The organism is Streptomyces sp. ALB3, assembly GCF_044385685.1.
GTDB lineage: Bacteria > Actinomycetota > Actinomycetes > Streptomycetales > Streptomycetaceae > Streptomyces.
Window position 1 is genome coordinate 34,994 of the sequence record NZ_JBISCE010000004.1, and the last position, 19,493, is coordinate 54,486.

At 72.3% G+C, this 19,493-nt stretch carries 15 protein-coding genes; 5 read left to right on the forward strand and 10 right to left on the reverse strand.

From position 1 onward, the window contains the following. Position 1 precedes the first annotated feature (1 nt). The 7 genes from ACHFIV_RS05620 to ACHFIV_RS05650 form a co-directional block, all read right to left on the reverse strand. A complete protein-coding gene (locus tag ACHFIV_RS05620; protein WP_398964311.1) occupies positions 2-961 on the reverse strand; it encodes an aromatase/cyclase in 960 nt (319 codons plus the stop codon). Positions 962-1,012: 51 nt separating this feature from the next. Further along, positions 1,013-1,798, reverse strand: a complete 786-nt coding sequence (locus tag ACHFIV_RS05625; RefSeq protein ID WP_398964313.1) for an SDR family NAD(P)-dependent oxidoreductase — start codon at positions 1,796-1,798, stop codon at positions 1,013-1,015. 125 nt (positions 1,799-1,923) lie between these two features. Continuing rightward, positions 1,924-2,208: an acyl carrier protein gene (locus ACHFIV_RS05630; RefSeq protein WP_398964314.1), complete on the reverse strand. Its 285-nt coding sequence runs from the start codon at positions 2,206-2,208 to the stop codon at positions 1,924-1,926. Between the two features lie 101 nt (positions 2,209-2,309). Continuing rightward, a complete protein-coding gene (locus ACHFIV_RS05635) occupies positions 2,310-3,548 on the reverse strand; it encodes a ketosynthase chain-length factor (protein WP_398964316.1) in 1,239 nt (412 codons plus the stop codon). Then, positions 3,545-4,813 carry a beta-ketoacyl-[acyl-carrier-protein] synthase family protein gene (locus ACHFIV_RS05640; RefSeq protein ID WP_398964318.1) on the reverse strand — a complete coding sequence of 423 codons (1,269 nt, stop codon included), beginning with the start codon at positions 4,811-4,813 and terminating at the stop codon, positions 3,545-3,547. Before ACHFIV_RS05640 ends, ACHFIV_RS05635 begins: the two co-directional genes overlap by 4 nt. A gap of 37 nt (positions 4,814-4,850) precedes the next feature. Beyond that, positions 4,851-5,183 carry a TcmI family type II polyketide cyclase gene (locus ACHFIV_RS05645; RefSeq protein ID WP_398964320.1) on the reverse strand — a complete coding sequence of 111 codons (333 nt, stop codon included), beginning with the start codon at positions 5,181-5,183 and terminating at the stop codon, positions 4,851-4,853. Positions 5,184-5,290: 107 nt separating this feature from the next. Continuing rightward, positions 5,291-6,760, reverse strand: a complete 1,470-nt coding sequence (locus ACHFIV_RS05650) for an FAD-dependent monooxygenase (protein ID WP_398964321.1) — start codon at positions 6,758-6,760, stop codon at positions 5,291-5,293. A gap of 510 nt (positions 6,761-7,270) precedes the next feature. Here ACHFIV_RS05650 and ACHFIV_RS05655 point away from each other — a divergent pair. Further along, positions 7,271-9,097, forward strand: a complete 1,827-nt coding sequence (locus tag ACHFIV_RS05655; protein WP_398964322.1) for an ATP-binding SpoIIE family protein phosphatase — start codon at positions 7,271-7,273, stop codon at positions 9,095-9,097. Positions 9,098-9,191: 94 nt separating this feature from the next. Here the strand turns inward: ACHFIV_RS05655 and ACHFIV_RS05660 are convergent, their stop codons facing one another. The 3 genes from ACHFIV_RS05660 to ACHFIV_RS05670 all read right to left on the reverse strand — a co-directional run bounded on the left by ACHFIV_RS05660 (position 9,192) and on the right by ACHFIV_RS05670 (position 15,673). After that, positions 9,192-11,237: a M4 family metallopeptidase gene (locus ACHFIV_RS05660; protein WP_398964323.1), complete on the reverse strand. Its 2,046-nt coding sequence runs from the start codon at positions 11,235-11,237 to the stop codon at positions 9,192-9,194. A gap of 768 nt (positions 11,238-12,005) precedes the next feature. Then, a complete protein-coding gene (locus ACHFIV_RS05665) occupies positions 12,006-13,874 on the reverse strand; it encodes an ABC transporter ATP-binding protein (protein ID WP_398964325.1) in 1,869 nt (622 codons plus the stop codon). Continuing rightward, a complete protein-coding gene (locus ACHFIV_RS05670; RefSeq protein ID WP_398964326.1) occupies positions 13,871-15,673 on the reverse strand; it encodes an ABC transporter ATP-binding protein in 1,803 nt (600 codons plus the stop codon). Before ACHFIV_RS05670 ends, ACHFIV_RS05665 begins: the two co-directional genes overlap by 4 nt. A gap of 152 nt (positions 15,674-15,825) precedes the next feature. On the opposite strand from ACHFIV_RS05670, the gene ACHFIV_RS05675 reads away from it, so the two are divergent. From ACHFIV_RS05675 to ACHFIV_RS05690, 4 genes are read left to right on the forward strand one after another with little or no spacing between them, the layout of a single operon-like run. After that, entirely contained in the window at positions 15,826-16,734 is a 909-nt protein-coding gene (locus ACHFIV_RS05675) for an ABC transporter ATP-binding protein (protein ID WP_398964328.1), read from the forward strand. A 2-nt stretch (positions 16,735-16,736) separates the two neighbouring features. After that, positions 16,737-17,513, forward strand: a complete 777-nt coding sequence (locus ACHFIV_RS05680; RefSeq protein WP_398964481.1) for an ABC transporter permease — start codon at positions 16,737-16,739, stop codon at positions 17,511-17,513. Between the two features lie 32 nt (positions 17,514-17,545). Beyond that, positions 17,546-18,814 (forward strand): sensor histidine kinase, encoded by a 1,269-nt coding sequence (locus ACHFIV_RS05685; protein WP_398964330.1) that lies wholly within the window; start codon positions 17,546-17,548, stop codon positions 18,812-18,814. Positions 18,815-18,836: 22 nt separating this feature from the next. After that, complete coding sequence (locus ACHFIV_RS05690; RefSeq protein ID WP_398964331.1) at positions 18,837-19,493, forward strand: response regulator; 657 nt, start codon at positions 18,837-18,839, stop codon at positions 19,491-19,493.

Genomic DNA, 19,493 nt, shown 5'->3' on the forward strand with positions numbered 1-19,493 from the left:
CTCAGCCCTGCCGGCCGGCCGCACGGTCCTCGGCGAACCGCTTCGCGTGGTTCAGCGTGGCCGTGCTGTTGGTGGACAGGGCCGTACGCACGTACGCCTTGGCGTCCTCGACGGTGGCGTCGGGGCCGAGCACACGGGCGATGTTGCCGGTGTTCACGGTGACCGTGTGCTGGGAGGACGCCAGCACCCCCTGGCCGTCCTCGGTGAACGTCCAGTAGCCGGTGTGGAGGGTCATCAGCGCCGGCAGGGTGGTCTGCTTGTAGGCGATCCGGTGGTGCGGGAAGGTCACCCGGTACGACTTGGTGGTGTGGGTCGAGCCGTCCTTGGCCCGCGTGTCCATCTCCAGTTCCTGCAGGCCCGGGGTGTCCTCGCGCAGCCTCACCGTGGCGACGTGCGGGAGCCGCTCGTGCCAGCGGTCGGCCTCGTCGACGAAGTCGTAGACGTCCTTCGCGGAACCGTCGACGCGCACGGTGTCCTCGAACGAGAACGTCAGGCCGTCCTCGGCGTGCGCCCTCTCCACGTTGGCCTTCAGGGCGGCCAGCTCGGAGCGGGAGTTGCGGTCGACGGCCTGGTCGATCCACTCCAGGTGGCCCGGGTCGTCGTCGACGGCCCGGTAGTCGTGCAGCAGACGGACCCGGGACTCGGACTCGCCGAGCGCCTCGATGACCCAGGTGCCGCCCATGGCCGCGACCGGAGGCGCGGGGACCTCCTGGCGGAAGGTGATCCGCAGGCCCTCCGGGTCGAGGGTGCGGCGCGAGGTCCAGTTCTTGGCCTCCCCGTTCGCGGTGGCCCAGATCCGGATGCGCTCCTCGTCGCCGTTCTCCTCGACGTGGTCGACGTAGATGGTCGGCGGGAATATCCGGGGCCAGTTGCGCACCTCGGCGATCAGACGGTAGACGGCGGCTGCCGGAGCGGAGACCGTGATCTCGTGCTCCACTTCACGCAGGCTGGGCTGCGGCATGTTCGTGACTCCTCGGTCGGTCGGTCGGGTTCGCGTCGTGGTCGGTCCGGCTCAGAAGTTGCCGAGGCCGCCACAGACGTTGAGGGCCTGCGAGGTGATCGAGGCCGCGCTGTCGGAGGCCAGGTAGCCGACGAGTCCGGCCACCTCCTCCGGCGTGGAGTAGCGGCCGAGCGGGATCTTCGCCTGGAACTTCTCGAGGATCGCCTCCTCGGTGGCGTCGTAGGCGGTGGCGTACCCCTGCCGCACCCGCTGGGCCATGGGGGTCTCGACGTATCCCGGGCACACGGCGTTCACGGTGATACCGGTCGGCGCCAGCTCGTTGCCGAGGGCCTTGGTGAAGCCGACGACCCCGTGCTTGGAAGCGGAGTACGGGGCACCCAGCACCACACCCTGCTTGCCGGCGGTCGAGGCGATGTTGATGATCCGGCCGCGGCTCTTGGTCCGCAGGCCACCGGTGTTCAGCGCCTCCTTGGTGACGCGGAAGACCGAGTTGAGGTTGGTGTCGATGACGTCGTGCCACAGTTCCGCGTCGATGTCCGCGGTGACACCGCCACCGGACCGGCCGGCGTTGTTGACGACGACGTCGATGGTCCCGAAGCGGTCCACGGCGGCCTGGATCCACGCGGTCACTCCGGCGTCGCTGCGGACGTCCACCACACCGCCGTCCACGTCCAGGCCCTCGTCCACGAGCTGCTTGACGGTCGCGGCGACGTCGTCCCCGCTGCGCGCGCCGATGAACACCCGGTGGTTTCCGGTGGCGAGCAGACGCGCGACCGCCAGCCCGATGCCGCTGGTGGCTCCGGTGACGACGGCGACGAGCTTGTCCTGATCCGGCATGTTTCTGTTCTCCCAACGAAGGCGATGGCTGATACGGCTCGGCGGGGCCGCCACGTGGGGTGCGGCGGCCCTGCCGGACACGTACGGGGAATCCCGGAACACCCGGGAGCCCCGGGAGGTGTGACTCAGGCCTCTACGAGGGCCCGGAGGCTCGCGTTGATGGCCTCGATGAGCGCGCGCGGCGTGTGGTTGTCGGTGAACACGTCGTCGTCGAGGGCGATCCCGTACTCGCGCTCGATCCGGCCGCCGGTCTCCAGCAGCGCCAGCGACTCGTAGCCGAGCTCCTCGAAGTCGGTGTCGAGGATGTCGCCGTTGAGGTCGACGCCCTCGTCCGCGCCGGCCCCTTCCAGGAGGATGCGCTTGAGGTCCTCGATGGTGAACTCCTGCTTCGACAAGGTCGATCCCTTCATCGGCTGCCGTGCGCCCGGACGGGGCACGGGGAACGCGAGCGCCCGCGGCCGTCCGGGGGACAGACGGCCGCGGGCGCGGTTCTTGGGGGGCGGGGGCCGGGTCAGTCGACGGCCCGCAGCACCACCGCGGAGTTGAAACCGCCGTGCCCGCGGGCCAGCACCAGCGCGGTGCGCACCGAGGCGGTCCGTGGCCGGCCGACGACCAGGTCCAGCTCACAGGCCGCGCTCGGCTCCACGTTGACGGTGGGCGGGATGAGGCCCTCGCGGATGGCGAGTACGGCTGTCACCACATCCACCGGGGCGCCGCCCGCGAGCAGACGGCCGATCATGGTCTTGGGCGCGGTGACCGGTACCGCGCGCGGTCCGAACACGCCGACGACGGCCCGGATCTCCGCGGCGTCGAGCTCGGGGGTCCCCGCCGCGTCGGCGAAGACCACGTCCACCTCGGCCGCCGCGGTGCCGGCGTCCGCCAGCGCCAGCTCGATCGCCCGGCGCAGGCCGGGCTCGCGTCCGCTGCCCGGCCTCGGGTCCAGCGTCGCGCCGTAACCGGCCAGCTCGGCGTGGACGGTGCTCGCGCCACGGGCCAGGGCGTTCCGTTCGTCCTCCAGGACCAGCAGGGCGCCGCCCTCGCCGGGCACGTACCCCCTGCCGTCCGGGTCGAACGGCAGGTAGGCGCGGTCCGGATCGTCACCGGTGGACATCAGCCCGGTCGAGAGCCGGGCCGCCCATCCCAGGGGGGTCAGTGACGCCTCGAAACCGCCGGCGGCCATCAGCCCGGTGCCCCGGCGGATCTGCCGCCGGGCCTGCCCGAGGGCGTCCAGGCCGCCCGCCTGATCGCCGATGACCACTCCGTTCGGCCCCCGGCTCCCGCTGCGGATCGCGATCTGGCCGGTGGTGGCGGTGGGGAACCACGCGGACGACTGGTAGGCGCTGACGTGGTTGGCGCCCAGGCTCCAGAGCTTGCGCAACTCCCGCTCGCCGAACTCGAAGCCGCCCGAACCGGCCGCGGTCACCACCCCCATCGCGTAGTCGGGCAGGTCCGCCGGCGTCACTCCCGCGTCCTGTAACGCGCGGTCCGCGGCCACCAGCGCCAGTTGCGTCATCCGGTCGGTCTGCGCGACCAGCCTGCCCGGCAGGTGGTCCGCGGCCGCGAAGCCGTGGATCTCCCCGGCCAGCCGCGCCGGGTAACCAGAGGCGTCGAACCGGGTGAGCGGGCCGATGGCGTTCTTGCCGATCCTCGTCGCGGCCCAGAACTCGTCCACGCCCAGGCCGTGCGGGGTGGCCAGTCCCATGCCGGTGATCAACGTGCGGGCTCGGTAGCCGCCGGCCGGGACCGTCATACGGGGCTCCTGTCGGGACGGGCGAGCACCATCGCGCTCTGGAAGCCGCCGAAGCCGCTGCCTAGGGTGAGCACGGCATCGGTGCGGTGCGCGCGGGCCGTCAGCGGGACAAAGTCGAGATCGCACTCGGGATCCGGGGTGTGCAGGTTCGCGGTCGGGGGCACGACATGGTGCTTCATGGCCAGGGCGCAGGCGGCGATCTCGATGGAACCGATCGCCCCGAGGGAATGCCCGACCATGGACTTGATGGAGCTGACCGGGACGCGGTACGCGTGCTGCCCCAGTGCCGACTTGAGCGCGGTCGTCTCATGCCGGTCGTTCTGCCTGGTGCCGGAGCCGTGCGCGTTGACGTAGTCCACCGCCGACGCGTCGAGGCGGGCCTCGTCCAGCACCGCCCGGATCGCGTCGGCGAGTTCCGTTCCGTCCGCGCGCAGCCCCGTCATGTGGAAGGCGTTGCCGCGTGAGGCGTACCCGGCGATCTCCGCGTACACCCGCGCCCCCCTGCGGCGGGCGTATCCGAGTTCCTCCAGGACGAACACCGCGGCCCCCTCGCCGAGGACGAAGCCCTTGCGGGACGCGTCGAACGGCCTGGAAGCGGTGTCCGCCTCGTCGTTGAGGGACGTCGTGGCCCGGATCGCGTCGAAGGCGGCCATCGTGATCGGCGTGATCGGCGCGTCCACGGCACCGGTGACCATGACGTCGGCACCGCCGTCGCGGATCACCTCCGCCGCGTGACCCACCGCGTCGATGCCGGCCGTGCAGCCGGTGGACACCACCGTCGCGGGCCCTTCCGCGCCCACCGCCCAGGCCACCTCCGTCGCGAAGGAACCGGGCACGAACAGGTCGTACAGATGCGGGGTCGCGTACCGGTGGTCGACCAGCTCCAGCCGGCCGTCGTCGCTGGCCACCCGGTACTCGGTGTCCAGCCCGCTCACCGCGCCGATCGCGGTCCCGAGGCTCACCCCCGTCCGGTACGGGTCGAGGGCGGCGGCGTCGAGCCCGCTGTCCGCGAACGCCTCCCGTGCCGTGACTACGCCGAACTGGGCGGCCCGGTCCATGCGCCGGGCCTCCCGGGGCGTCAGCCCGTGCGCCTGGGGGTCGAAGTCGACCTCGGCCGCGACCCTGGAGCGGAACGGGGACGGGTCGAACAGGGTGATCCCCCGGGTCGCCGTCCGCCCCTCGCTCAGCAGGTTCCAGAAGCCGTCCGCACCCGCACCCCCCGGAGCGGTCACTCCGATGCCCGTGATCACCACCCGGCGTTCCACTGGTGCCGCCCTCCCTTCGATCCGGAGTGGTACGGGGTCACTCGCCGGCCGACCAGTCGTAGAAGCGCGTGGCCATCGCGTCGGCCGGGGTGCGCCAGGTCTCCGGGTCGTACGGCTCGATGAACGGCTTCAGGTCGTGGCTGATCTGCACGAACCGGGGGTCGTTCCTCGAGTCCTGGATCCGCTCACCGCCGTCGTCGGAGGCGAAGTCCTGGAGGTGGAAGTACAGACCCTTGAACATGAACAGCCGGCGGCGCAGCGTGCCCATGCGGTGCGGCATCTCGGACCGGTCGAACTCCTTGAAGAGTTCCGCCACTTCGGTGCTCGACCGCTCGTCCATCCGGGCAACGATCAGGTTGCTGTGCTTCATGACGCCTCTCATCTCTCCGTCGGTGTACGCGGCGTGCGCGTACCGGGGCTCAAGGGTGCGTACGGCACGCCCTCGACGGGGCGGCCGCCCGTGCAGGGGGCGCGGCCTCAGTTGGGGCCGAACCAGCGTTCGAGTGCCGTCGGCAGGTCGTGGTGGCTGCCCGGCGCCGCCCAGGCCACGTGTCCGTCCGGGCGGACCAGCACGGCCGTCGTACCGCCGAGCGCCGAGGCAGGGGGGACGCCGTGCGGTTCGGCGGTGACGATGTCCACACGGCTCGCCCAGGCCGCGGCCCGCCGGCGCAGCCGCGGGTTGTCGGCCAGGTCCAGCAGCAGCCCTCGCCCCGCGCGCAGCAGCTCGGTGCTGGACGTCTTGTGGCCGGCGCCGACGAGCTCCAGATGCGGCATGCGCCGCCCCAGCAGCGGGTGGCTGCCGTGGCCCACGTCGTAACGGATCTCCTGGCCGCTCACCATCGCGGCCAGATGCCGTGCGACCTCCTCGAAACCGATCAGCTCGCGGAACACGTCGCGCAGCGGCTGCACCTCGGGCCCGCCCAGCATCAGGAGCCCCTGGGCACGCGTGTTCATCAGCAGTCGCCGGCCGACCGGATGCCGCTCGTCGTGGTAGGTGTCGAGCAGGCTCTCCGGCGCCCGGCCGGCCGCCACCGAGCCCAGCTTCCAGCCCAGGTTCACCGCGTCCTGGATACCGGTGTTCATGCCCTGGCCGCCGGCCGGCAGGTGGATGTGCGCGGCGTCACCGGCCAGCAGCACCCGGCCGCGCCGGTACTCGGTGACCTGGCGGGTGGCGTCACCGAACGCGCTCACCCACACCGGTTCGGCGTGCGCGATCGACTCTCCGGTCAGCCGCTCCCACGCCGCCGCGATCTCCCCGAACTCCGGAGGGACCTCCCTGCGGCGCGGCGGGGTGCCCCGCTCACACACGATGATCCTGGTGATCCCGCCGGGCAGCGGGCCCACCATCACCATGCCGCCGGGCAGGTTCTCCCCGGTCATCCGGGGTGCCAGCTCGACCCCTCGGATGTCGGCGAGGAACATCTCGATGCTCGCGGCGGTCCCGGGGAAGTCGAAACCGGCCGCCTTGCGGACGGCGCTGCGGCCGCCGTCGCACCCGACCAGCCACCGGGCACCCAACGTCACCGTCCCCCCGGGGCCGCGCACGTCCACCTCGACGCCGGTGCCGTCCTCACGCACGGCGAGCACGTCGTGCCCGCGCCGGATGTCCGCGCCCAGCCCGACGGCCCAGTCCTCCAGGCAGTCCTCGGTCACGGACTGCGGCACCGCCCTGGCTGCCTGCCCGGCACCGTCGAGCACCGTGAAGTCGACCGGGAGACCACCGAAGTGGCCGGTGGTACTCGTCTCGATGTCACCGAAACGGGGCAGCAGACCCCGCTGGTCGAATATCTCCATCGTCCGGGTCGTGAATCCCAGCCCGCGCGATTCGCCGGTCCGCCGTGTGAGCCGCTCCAGCACGACCACGCCCGCCCCGGCGAGCCGCAGTTCGGCCGCCAAGGCCGTCCCGGTGGGCCCGGCGCCCACGACGATCACATCGGCATCCCTCACTGGTCCCCCTCGAAGTCGCTGGTGGTGGTGGGCCGGACAGGGCCCGGGCCGGTGGTCCCGGCCCTGTCTCCCTCAGCGGCACGAACGGCCGCCCGCGGGGGCCGCCCGGCTCCTCCGTCGCCGCGCTCGCCTAACCCACGAACACACCGCACCGGATCCTGATGTCCAGGTTCTTCGGCCGCGCCCTCAGCTTCAACAGCGCCGGTTAAAGGGTTTCGTCAGGTTCGCCAAGCCGGTGTCCACTGCGTCCGGGCCGGGCAAGGCGCACGTCAGGAGGGTGTGAAGCCGGCCGCCCGGTACCGCCGCCGCACACCCGGAAGGGCCGTGCGGGGCACCGGGCCGTCCGGGCGGGACCGGGCGCCGCGTGCGGCACCGGGCCACCGCCGTACCCGTCGGCCGCCGAGGAGAACCGACAGGGGTGTTTTCCGCCGATACCTCGCTAACATGACAGCCCTGCCGAGGTGGCCCGCAGCCACCGGTGTGACAACGAGGCGTTCCCCGGGGGCGCGAGTGGAGGTCAGCACGGTGAACGGCGGCGGAGGCCGAGCGAGACGCCTGACCCGTCGGCTCGCCGCACAGAACGGCACCTCCCGGCAGTTGCACGTCCGCAGGCCGGAAACCGCGGGCCCGCCGAAGGGGGACCGCTTCACCACCGCGGCCCGGATGCGCTGGCTCAACGAGGCGAGCACCCGGATCGGTACGACGCTCGACCTGGAGCGGACGGCCAGGGAACTGGCCGCGTTCAGCGTCCCGCGACTGGCCGACGCGGCCGCCGTCGATCTGCTGGAGTCCGTGCTGCGCGGCGAGGAGGGTGAGCGCGTCACCGGCGCGGCGGTGCCCGTCACCCGGGCGATGGCCGTGCGGGCCGTCGACGCGCTGGACGAACTCGAGCCGTCGCCGGTGGGCGAGGTGGTCGACCGCCGGGAGCGCCGCGAGACCCTCCTGACCACCGAGTGCCTGCGCAACGGCCGCCCCGTGCTGGTCAGCCGGATGACCCCGGAGGACTACGACCGCGTCGCGCCGACGCCGAGCGCCGCCGAGGCGATGCGCCGTCAGGGAGTCCACAGCTATATGGCCGTGCCGCTGACCGCCCGCGGTGTCCTGCTGGGCTCCGCCGACTTCGTACGGGCGGGCGGCAGCCCGCCCTTCAACCGGGCCGACCTGGACCTGGCGGCCCAGCTCGCCTCCATGGCGGCCGTGTTCATAGACAACGCCCGGCTCTACGGGCGGGAGCGCGAGCACGTCGTCTCGCTCCAGCGCTCCCTGCTCCCGCGTGCCACCCCGCACACCCCCGGACTGCGGGTGCACGCCCACTACGCGCCGGCCGTCGACGCCCACGGGGTGGGCGGCGACTGGTACGACGTGGTGGCGCTGCCCAGCGGGCGCACCGCGCTCGTCGTCGGCGACGTCACCGGCCACGGCCTGCCCGCCGCCGCCACGATGGGCCGGCTGAGGACCGTCGCCCGTACGCTCATGATGCTGGACATCGCTCCGGACCGGCTCCTCGCCCGGCTCGACCTGGCCACCCGCGACCTGGAGGACGACCAGGTCGCCACGTGTCTGTGCGCGGTCTACGACCCGGCGGACTCCACCTACACGATCGCGAGCGCGGGTCATCCGCCGCCGCTGATGGTGGAAGCGGGCGGGACCGCCCGCTACCTCGACGTGCCGGTAGGGGCGCCGCTCGGCGCCGGGGTCATCCCGTACGACCCGCTGAGGCTGCGCGGCCCGGCCGGCGGGCGGCTCGTGCTCTACACCGACGGCCTGATCAAGACGCGCACCGACGACGTGGACGTACAGCTGGAAGGGCTGCGGACCTCCGTGGCCGCGATGTCCCCCGAGCGGCTCGACGCGGGGGGTCCGCTCACCTCGCCGAGGCATGACGACGGCCGGTTCGACGAGGCGGTGATGCTGGTCGCGGGGGGCCACGAGCTCCCTGGCGACGTGCGGCTGCGGGAGTGGGACCTGCCCACGGAGGGCAACCCCGCCTCCACCGCGCGCAAGCTGGTCACGGAGCAGCTCGCGCGGTGGGACCTGGCCGAACTCGCCGACGTGACGGAGCTGGTGGTCAGCGAACTGGTGGGCAACGCCCTGCGCTACGGCGGCGGCCCCGGCCGGCTACGGCTGCTGTGCGACGAGCGGCTCCAGGTGGAGCTGGCCGACACCGGACCCGACCTGCCGCAGATCCAGCACGCCGACGTCAGCGACGAGGGCGGCAGGGGACTCCAGCTCATCAACCTGTTGTGCCGGAGGTGGGGTTCGTGCCGTACGGCCGGCGGCAAGATCGTCTGGGCCGAGCAGAACATCCCGGGCCGGGGCGCGGGTTCCTCCGGGTGACGCGCGGGGCGGCCCCGGGGATGGTGCTCCCGGAGCCGCCCGACTGACCGTACGCGTGACGGGGGGCCGCCTGCTCGGCGTCCCCCCGCGGGCGTCAGAAGGTGAGCTTGACGCTGTTGAAGGTGCCGGTGTCGCCCGAGTAGGCGTCCTGGACCCGGAGGTTCCACGTGCCGTTGGCCACCTCGGAGGAGGCGTTGACCGTGTAGGTCGCCACCACGTTGTCCGCGGAGTCGCTCGACGAGGAGTTCTTCAGGCGGTACGCCGTCCCGTCCGGGGCGACCAGGTCGAGGACCAGGTCACCGCGGTAGGTGTGGGTGATGTTGACCGCCACCGAGAGGTCGCTGGGGGCGTTGCCGGTGACGCCGCTGACGACGACCGGGAGGTTGGTGGTGCTGCGGTCGGCGAGGGCCTTGGCGGTCGTGTTCTGGAAGACCTTGCCACCCGGGTCGGGGTCGCCGCCGCCGGGACGGGAGCCCACGGCGATACCGGCCCACGCGTGGGCCACCGCCGCGTACTCGGCGCTCGTGGTGCCGTACAGCTCACCGGCCACGGCCAGGGTGCCGGTGCGGGCCGCCGCGTAGTTCGTGGTGGAGGTGAACTTCGTGGTGAGCGCCTTGAACCAGATCAGCAGGGCCTTGTCCCGGCCGATACCGGTCACCGGAAGGCCGTCGGACGTCGCGGAGTTGTAGGACACCCCGTTGACGGTCTTGGCCCCGCTGCCCTCGGAGAGCAGGTAGAAGAAGTGGTTCGCCGGGCCCGAGGAGTAGTGGACGTCGACCGAGCCGATGCCCGAGTACCAGTAGTCCTTCGACGCGCCGTCCTTGCTCGGCTTGTCCATGTAGCGCAGCGGTGTGCCGTTGCCGTTGATGTCGATCTTCTCGCCGACGAGGTAGTCGCCCGGGTCCTGTGCGGTGTTCGAGTAGAACTCCACGCCGGCGGCGAAGATGTCCGAGGTGGCCTCGTTGAGGCCGCCGGACTCACCGCTGTAGACGAGGCCGGCGGTGTTGGAGGTGACGCCGTGCGTCATCTCGTGGGCCGCGACGTCCAGAGAGGTGAGCGGCTTGAGGTTGCCGCTGCCGTCCCCGTAGGTCATGCAGAAGCAGCTGTCGGACCAGAAGGCGTTGACGTAGTTGTTGCCGTAGTGGACACGCGAGTACGCGCCGACGCCGTCGCCCCTGATGCCGCTGCGGCCCATCACGTTCTTGAAGAAGTCCCAGGTCTCCGCGGCGCCGTAGTGGGCGTCGGCGGCGGCGGTCTCGAGGTTCGAGGCGCTGCCGTTGCCCCAGACGTCGTCCGCTCCGGAGAAGAGGGTCCCGGTGCCGGACGTGCCGCGGTTGAGGTTGTACGTCTTGTGGCTGCCGCGCGCGGTGTCGGTGAGGTTGTACGAGCCCGACGAACCGGAGGTCCCGAGCGTCACCTGGCCGTTGTACTGGGTGTTGCCGGTGCCGTTCTCGATGGCCTGCCACTCGTAGAGCGCGGCGCCCGAGGAGGCGTCCGTGATGACGTGCAGCTCGTTCGGGGTGCCGTCGTGCTGGAGGCCCCCGACCACGGTCTCGTACGCGAGCTGCGGTGTCCCGCTCGCCGCCCAGACGACCTTCCGCGGTGCCCTGCTCGCCTCCGTGCTCTTCGAGCCCTCGGCCCGGGCCGCGGTGAGCGCCTGCTTCTCGGCGGTGGCCGGAGTCACGTCCGCGACGGTTCCGACCGCCTTCAGCTGCGCGCCGGTCGCCCTGGACGCCTTGGTGACGCCCGCGGTCCTCCCGGACTCCGACTCGGACACCACCAGGTCGCCGCCGAGGACGGGGAGTCCGCCGAGGGTGCGCTCGTAGCGGGTGTGGGTGGTGCCGTCGACGTCCTTGACGACATCACGGACCACGAGCTTCTCCGTGGCACCGAGCCCGAGCTCGTCGGCGGTGGCCGCCTTGGTGGAGTTGGCCTCCCGGAGCAGTTCGGCACGCTGGGCGGGGGAGAGCTTCGCGGGGAGCGCGCCGGGATCGGCGCCCTTCACCGCGGCGGCGGGGGCCGCTGTGGCGCTTTCGGGGGCGGCCGTTGCGGCACCGCCCTGCATTCCGACGGCGAGGAGGGCGGTTGCGGCTATCAGAGCGCCGGTCGCGGTGGCGCGACGGCTGGGCGTGGGTCTCACGCGGACTCCTTCTGCGAGGGGGGCGACGGCCGACTGGGTGTGCGGCCGGGCAGAGCAGGCGGTGCGCGGAACGGGGGAAGAGTGCCAGTCGAAGCGTGTGCGTGTCAGGACCGCGTCAACACATTGGCCGGAAGTCGTCCGTTGCCAGAAGTGCCGTGTTCGTTAACCGGACGTTTCGCCGTGTGTCATCCGGATGGCGTAGCCGACGGACCGAGGGGCCCTGAGGCCTTGCGGCCCAGGGTGAGTTGAGATTCCGTTCGAATACGCGACGTTCGAAAGAGGAAGCGGAAGGCGCGTGATGACCACGTGCTGAGACGGTGTGCGACTGTGGCCAGTTCCTCGCCGTCCCGGGCAGCCGGCCCGTCGGGGACCGGGCCTCGGCGCGCACCACGGAGCCGTGGGGCTGCGCCGGCGCACCGGCCGCCGGACGGGCACGTCGAAGAACTCGCCGGGTACTCGGGGGCCCGTCCGGCGGTCCGGGCGTCCTGCAGCACCGACGGGGAGGGCCCGCCGACGCGGTGGTGCGGAGGTTCTCCTCGTGGCGCCGCCCCGGCGCGGAGGAGTCGCGCACCCTCGGGCGGACAGGGTGCCGGGCGGAACGGAGGCCTGGTGGCGGGCGGGGGCCTGACTTCCTGGTCGCCGGGCGCCCGGGAAGCCGGACGGCGCGGGTGCTGCCCGGCGCCGCGAGGGCGCGCCGGTGCCGGCAGGGATGACGCGGTCGCCCCGCGCGGCGTCGGGCGGGGCGACCGCGTCGTCCCCGGGCGGCCCCTAGGCCAGACTCTCCCGCCACGCGCGGTGCAGTCCCGCGAAACGTCCCGTGCCGCCGATGAGTTCGGCCGGTGAGCCGTCCTCCACGATCCGGCCGTGCTCCATCACCAGTACCCGGTCCGCGATCTCCACCGTCGACAGACGGTGTGCGATCACCACCGCGGTTCGCCCGCGCAGCACGGTGTCCATCGCCCGCTGCACCGCCCGCTCGCCGGGCACGTCCAGCGAGCTCGTGGCCTCGTCGAGGATCAGCACGGCGGGGTCGGCGAGCAAAGCCCTTGCGAAAGCGACCAGTTGGCGCTGGCCCGCGGAGATCCGGCCGCCCCGCTTACGGACGTCGGTGTCGTACCCGTCGGGCAGGGCGCTGATGAAGTCGTGCGCCCCGATGGCCTTGGCCGCGTGCTCGATCTCCTCGGGTGTGGCCTCCGGACGGCCGATCGCGATGTTCTCGGCGATCGTCCCGGAGAACAGGAAGGCCTCCTGGGTCACCATCACCACGCCCCGGCGCAGCTCGTCCGTCGCCAGGTCGCGCAGATCCGTGCCGTCCAGCAGGACCCGCCCCTCCGTCGGGTCGTAGAAGCGTGCCAGCAGCTTGGCCAGCGTCGACTTGCCCGCACCCGTCGAGCCGACCACGGCGACCGTCTGGCCCGCCGGGATCGTCAGGCCGAAGCGCGGCAGGACCTCACCCCCCGTGCGGTAGGCGAACCGCACGCCGTCGAACGTGACCTCCCGCCCCGGGTGCTCACCGGCGCGGGTGGGCAGCCGCGTCGGGTCCTGGGGCTCGGGCACCGTCGGCGTCTGCGCGAGCAGGCCCGCGATCTTCTCCAGTGAAGCGGCGGCCGACTGGTAGGAGTTGAGGAACATCGCGAGCCGGTCGATCGGGTCGTACAGCCGTCGCAGGTACAGCACCGCCGCCGCCAGCACGCCGAGCGCCAGTGTCCCCGACGCCACCCGGTGGGCGCCCCACAGCACCATCGCGGCGACCGCCGTGTTGGCGACGAGCCGGGAGCCGACGACGTAGCGGGCCATTTCGAGCAGCGCGTCGCCGTTCCTCCGTTCGTGCCGGCGGTTGAACACCGCGAAGTCGGCGTCGTTGGCGCTCTCCCTGCGGAAGGCCTGTACCGGGCGGATCCCGTTCATCGTCTCCGCGAACTTCACGATGACCGAGGCGATCGCCGTGGAGCGTGCCGCGTACGCCTTGGCGGCCCGGCGCCGGTAGGCCCGCACCAGCAGGTACAGGGGAAGGAAGGAGGCCACGGCGATGGCACCGATGCCGAGGTCGAGCCAGAGCAGCATCAGGGAGATGGACACGAACGACAGAACCACCCCGATGAGCTCCTGCAGCCCCTCGCTCAGCAGCTCGCGCAGGGACTCCACGTCGGTGGTCGAGCGGGAGATCAGCCGGCCCGAGGTGTAGCGCTCGTGGAAGTCGACGCTCAAGGCCTGTGCGTGACGGAAGATCCGCCCGCGCAGGTCGAGCAGGACGTCCTGGTTGATCCGGGCGGCCGCCCGGATGAAGGCGTACTGGAGCAGCCCCGCACCGGCCGAGCACACCGCGTAGCCGGCGCCCACCGCGATCAGCGGACCGTAGTCGTGGTCCCGGAACGCGGGTACACCGCTGTCGATGGCGTAGGCGACGAGCAGGGGCCCCGCCTGCACGGCGGCCTGCTGGAGGACCAGCAGGAGCGAGACCACGGCGACCCTGGCCCGCATCGGTGCGAGCAGGGACGTCAGCAGCGCCCGGGTGGCGCCCGGGGGAGCGGGCAGGGCGTCCGAGTCGAACGCGTCGCCGTCCGGCGCAGCCCGGCCGGGCGACCCGGGCAGATCCTCGTCCGCGAGGGCGGGTCCGTCGGCAGTCGTACTGGTCATCGGGTGCTGCCCTCCTCGGGGACGGGCACACCGGTCTCCCGGGCCCCCGACATCAGCCAGGCGTACTCGGCGTCGGTGCGCAGGAGTTCCTGATGGGTCCCCACGGCGCTGATACGGCCTCCGGACAGCAGTGCCACACGGTCCGCCAGCATCACCGTCGACGGGCGGTGGGCGACGACCAGGGCCGTGGTCTCCTCCAGGACGCGCCGCAGCGCCGCCTCCACCAGTGCCTCCGTGTGCACGTCCAGGGCGGAGAGCGGGTCGTCGAGCACCAGGAAGCGCGGTGCGCCGACGACGGCGCGGGCCAGGGCGAGGCGCTGCCGCTGGCCGCCGGAGAGGCTCAGTCCCTGCTCGCCCACCTGCGTGCCGACGCCCTGCGGAAGCTCGTGCACGAAGTCGGCCTGCGCGACCGACAGCGCTCGGCGCAGCTCGTGTTCGCCCGCGGTCTCCGCGCCCATCAGCACGTTCTCCCCGACCGTCGCCGAGAAGAGGGTGGGTTCCTCGAAGGCGACGGACACCAGCTCGCGCAGCCGGGTCCGTTCCATGGCGGCGATGTCCTCGCCGTCCAGGAGGATCCGGCCGCCGGTGACCTCGTGCAGCCGGGGGACCAGTGCGGTCAGTGTCGTCTTCCCGCAACCGGTGGCGCCCACCAGGGCCATCGTCTCACCGGGCCGGATCCGCAGGTCGATGCGGCCGAGGACGGGAGGCGAGCCGGGCTCGGCGTCGGGGTAGCGGAACTCCACCCCTTCGAAGACGATGCCCCGCGCACCTCCTCCGGCCGCCCCCTCCGGCGTCCCGGTCCCGGGCTCCTCCGCGACGTCCATGACCTCGAAGTAGCGGTCGGCCGCCGTCGCCGACTCCTGGCTCATCGCCAGCAGGAAACCGATCGACTCGACCGGCCATCGCAGTGCCAGGGCCGTCGACAGGAACGCCACGAGCGTGCCCGCCGACAGGCCGCCGTCCGCGACCTGGACGGTGCCGAGCACCAGCGCGACACCGATCGCCAGCTCCGGGATGACGGTGATGAGCGCCCAGATCCCCGCCAGCAGCCGGGCCTTGCCCAGCTCGGTGGTCCGCAGCCGCCGCGCGAGTGCGCGGAAGGCCAGCGCCTGGCTGCGGTTGCGGCCGAACCCCTTGACCACACGGATGCCCAGCACGCTCTCCTCGACGACGGTCGTGAGGTCGCCGACCTGGTCCTGTGCCCTGCGCGCGACCAGTGAGTACTTCGTCTCGAAGAGCGAGCACAGGATCATCAGCGGCACGGCGGGTGCCAGCAGCACCAGTCCCAGCGACCACTCCTGGGCGAACAGGATGACGAAACCGACCAGGATCGTCGTGCCGTTGACCAGCAGGAACGTCAGCGGGAAGGCCAGGAACATCCGCAGCAGCATCAGGTCGGTGGTCCCGCGCGACAGCAGCTGGCCCGAGGGCCACCGGTCGTGGAACGCCACCGGCAGCCGTTGCAGATGACGGTAGAGGTCGGCGCGCATCGCCGCCTCGACGCCGGCCAGCGGCCGGGCCACGAGCCACCGGCGGAGCCCGAAGAGCCCTGCCTCGGCGACGCCCAGCAGCAGCAGGTAGAGCGCCCCCAGCCAGACCCCGCCCGGATCACGGTCCGCGACGGGTCCGTCCACCATCCACTTGAGGACCAGGGGGATCACCAGGGCGAGACAGGACGCGAGGACCGCCACGAGGGCTGCGCTGATCCAGCGCACACGCACGGGTCTGACGTAGGGCCACAGTCGCAGGAGGGAGCGCACGGCGGACCGGTCCGTGGGCTCTGCAGGTTTTTCGGGCATCAGGACCGAGCTTATGGTTCACCACTGACATCGATCACGTGATTTTCCGGTCACGCGCGTGGGTCGTAGTGCCCCGTCAACCGATCGGCTGATGCCGGTCCGAGCGTGACGGTGGATACCGGCGCCGGCCGCCCGGCGGAATCCTTACGGGCATGGCAATCATCGAAGTGAACGGGGTCCACAAGGCCTACGGCGGCCGCCCCGCGGTCGACGGGGTGAGCTTCACCGTCGAGGAGGGGGAGATCTTCGGGATCCTCGGTCCCAACGGGGCCGGCAAGACCACGACGGTCGAATGCGTCGAAGGACTGCGGGTCCCCGACGCGGGCGGCGTCCGGGTCGCCGGACTCGACCCGGCCGTCGACCGGCACGAGGTGACCCAGCTGCTGGGCGCCCAGCTCCAGGAGAGCGAACTCCAGCCCAAGCTGACCGTGGGGGAGGCGCTGGAGATGTACAGCGCCTTCTACCCGCGCCCCGCCGACCGCGGCGCGCTCGCCGAACGGCTCGGTCTCGACGGCCATCTCGACCGCCGCTTCGCCAAGCTGTCCGGTGGGCAGAAGCAGCGCCTGTTCATCGCGCTCGCCCTCATCGGGAACCCCCGGGTGGTCGTGCTGGACGAGCTCACCACCGGCCTCGACCCCCGGGCCCGCAGGGACACCTGGCGGCTGATCGAGGAGATCCGGGACAGCGGGGTCACCGTGCTGCTGGTCACGCACTACATGGAGGAGGCCCAGCGGCTCTGCGACAGGATCGCGGTGATCGACAAGGGCCGCGTGGTCGCGCTCGACACCCCAGGGGGGCTGATCGGCGGGGCGTCGGGATCGACGGCCATCTCCTTCACCCCCTCGCGGCCGATCGCGTACGCCGAGCTGGAGGCGCTGCCGGGTGCCGTCTCCGTCGACGTGACCGACCCGGGCGGCCGGGTGGTCATCCACGGCACGGACGACACGGCCAACGCCGTGATCACCCTGCTGGCCCGCCACCACATCACCGCCCGTCAGCTGCGCGTCGTCGAGGCCGGCCTGGACGACGTCTTCCTCGATCTCACGGAACAGGCCTCATGACCATGACGACGACCGTCACCCCGACCGCGGGGTCCCGCCCCGCCCCGCTCGCCGCCGTCCTCAGGACGGAGACCCGGCTCTTCCTGCGCGAACCCGGCAGCCTGTTCTGGATCCTGGCCTTCCCGACCGCCCTGATGACGATCCTCGGTCTGATCCCGTCCTTCCGGGAGGCCGACGAGACCCTCGGCGGTCGCAGCGTCATCGACCTGTACGTACCGGTGGCCGTGCTGCTCGCCATGATCATGGCCGGTCTCCAGGCCATGCCGCCGGTCCTCACCGGCTACCGCGAACGCGGCATCCTGCGGCGCATGTCGGCCACACCGGTACGCCCCTCGGCCCTGCTCGCCGCCCAGATCGTGCTGCACGGCGTGGCGTCGCTCGGCTCGGCGGTGCTCGTCATCGCCGTCGGGAGGGCCGCCTTCGGAGTGCCGCTGCCGGGACAGGCGGCCGGCTACCTGCTGGCGCTCCTCCTGGCCGTCGCCTGCGCCCTCGCCCTCGGCGCCACGATCTGCGCGCTGTCGCGGACGACGAAGGCCGCCGCGGCCGTCGGCTCGGTGGCGTACCTCGTGATGATGTTCACCGCCGGGGTCTGGCTGCCCGTCCAGACCATGCCGGACCTGCTGCGCGCGATCGTCGAGTTCACCCCGTTCGGCGCCGCCTCCCAGGCACTCGACCAGGCGGCCTCGGGGGACTGGCCGGGCCTCGCGCACCTGGCGGTCATGCTGGTGTGGACCGCGGCGCTGGGTACCTTGTCGACGCGGCTCTTCCGCTGGGAGTGAGCCGGGGAGCGGCGACGCGAGGGGGAGACCGGATGCCGGACGAGGCGGCGCGGGGACGGACGAACGGCGACTCCACGATGGCGGAGTGGTTCCACCGGCACGGACCCTTCACCCTCCTGGGCATCGCCGTCCTGATGGCGGCCCTGTCCTCCGAGCTCATCGGAATGTCCGGGACGGACGTGTACGCGGCGGCCGCCCTGGTCTCGGCGGCGGTCGTCCTCCAGGCCTGGTGGGGCAGGACCCGGCAGCTGCCCTCGCCCGAACGGGCCGCCCAGGTCTACTACGTGCTGCGGACCGTACTGGGCTTCTCGCTGGTGTGGTGCAACCCCTTCTTCTCCATCTACGCCGTCGTCGGCTACTTCGACGCCACCGCACTCCTGCCGCGGCGCTTCCTGCGTCTCGGGCTGATGTGCACCGCCGTCACGATGGCCGGCGCGCAGTCCGGCAGCGGACTGCCGCCGACCTCCCTCATGAACTGGGTGGCCTTCGGCGCGCTCTTCGCTCTGCACTCCGGCCTCGCCATCCTCTTCGGCAACATCGGTGCCCGCGAGGAGGAGAAGGCCCGGCGCCAGAAGGCGGCCATCTCCGAGCTGGAACGCACCAACACCCGGCTGGAACAGGCCCTCGCCGAGAACGCGACCCTGCACGCCCAGCTCCTGCTCCAGGCGCGGGAGGCCGGGGTCGCCGACGAGCGGCGCCGGCTCGCCGCGGAGATCCACGACACCCTCGCGCAGGGCCTGACCGGGATCATCGCCCAGCTCCAGGCCGTCGCCTCCGTCGCCGACCCCGCCCTGGCCCGTGAGCACCTCGACCGCGCGGCGGGGCTCGCCCGGCACAGTCTCGGTGAGGCACGCCGCTCGGTCCACAACCTGGTGCCCGCCGCGCTGGAGGACGACGAACTGTCCGGAGCACTGAAGAAGACCGTCACCTCATGGGCCGAACGCACCGGAGTGCGAGCGGAGTTCACCGTGACCGGGACCGTCGAGCCGCTCCACGACGAGGTCGGGGCGACGCTGCTACGCATCGCCGAGGAGGCGCTCTCCAACGCCGCCCGGCATTCCGGGGCGGCCCGGGCGGGCGTCACCCTCTCCTACATGGGGGACGAGGTCACGCTGGACGTACGCGACGACGGCTGCGGCTTCGACCCCGGCCTGCCGGCCCTGCGCAGCGGGACGGGCGGCTTCGGTCTCGGAGGGATGAAGGCCCGCGCCGAGCGGATCGCGGGCACCGTCGAGATCGAGACCGAACCCGGACTGGGCACGGCCGTCTCCGCCCGGGTGCCGCTGGTCCGGCGCACCTGAACGCGTCGTAGTCTGGGGGGACATGACCGAGACCCCGGGAACCGCGCGCGTCATCACCCTGCTCGTCGTCGACGACCACCCCGTCGTACGGGACGGTCTGCGCGGCATGTTCGCCTCCGCCGACGGCTTCGAGGTACTCGGCGAGGCGGCCGACGGAGTGGCCGCCGTCGAGCTGACCACACGACTGGACCCCGACGTCGTGCTGATGGACCTGAGGATGCCGGGAGGCGGAGGTGTGGCCGCCATCGCCGAGCTGGCCCGGCTCGGCGTCAGGTCCCGGGTGCTCGTCCTCACCACGTACGACACCGACTCCGACACCCTGCCCGCCATCGAGGCGGGCGCGACCGGCTGTCTGCTCAAGGACGCGCCCCGCGACGAGCTCTTCACCGCCGTGCGCGCCGCCGCCGACGGCCGTACGGTCCTGTCACCGGCCGTCGCCTCGCGGCTCGTCTCGCGGGTGCGCACCCCCGCCGCACCCGGTCACGAGTCGCTCTCCGCGCGCGAGCGCGAGGTACTCGGGCTCGTCGCGCGGGGGACGTCGAACCGGGAGATCGCCGCCGAGCTGTTCATCAGCGAGGCGACCGTGAAGACGCACCTCACGCACGTCTTCGCCAAGCTGGGTGCCAAGGACCGGGCGGCGGCCGTCGCCGTCGCCTACGAGCGCGGCATCCTCGGCTGA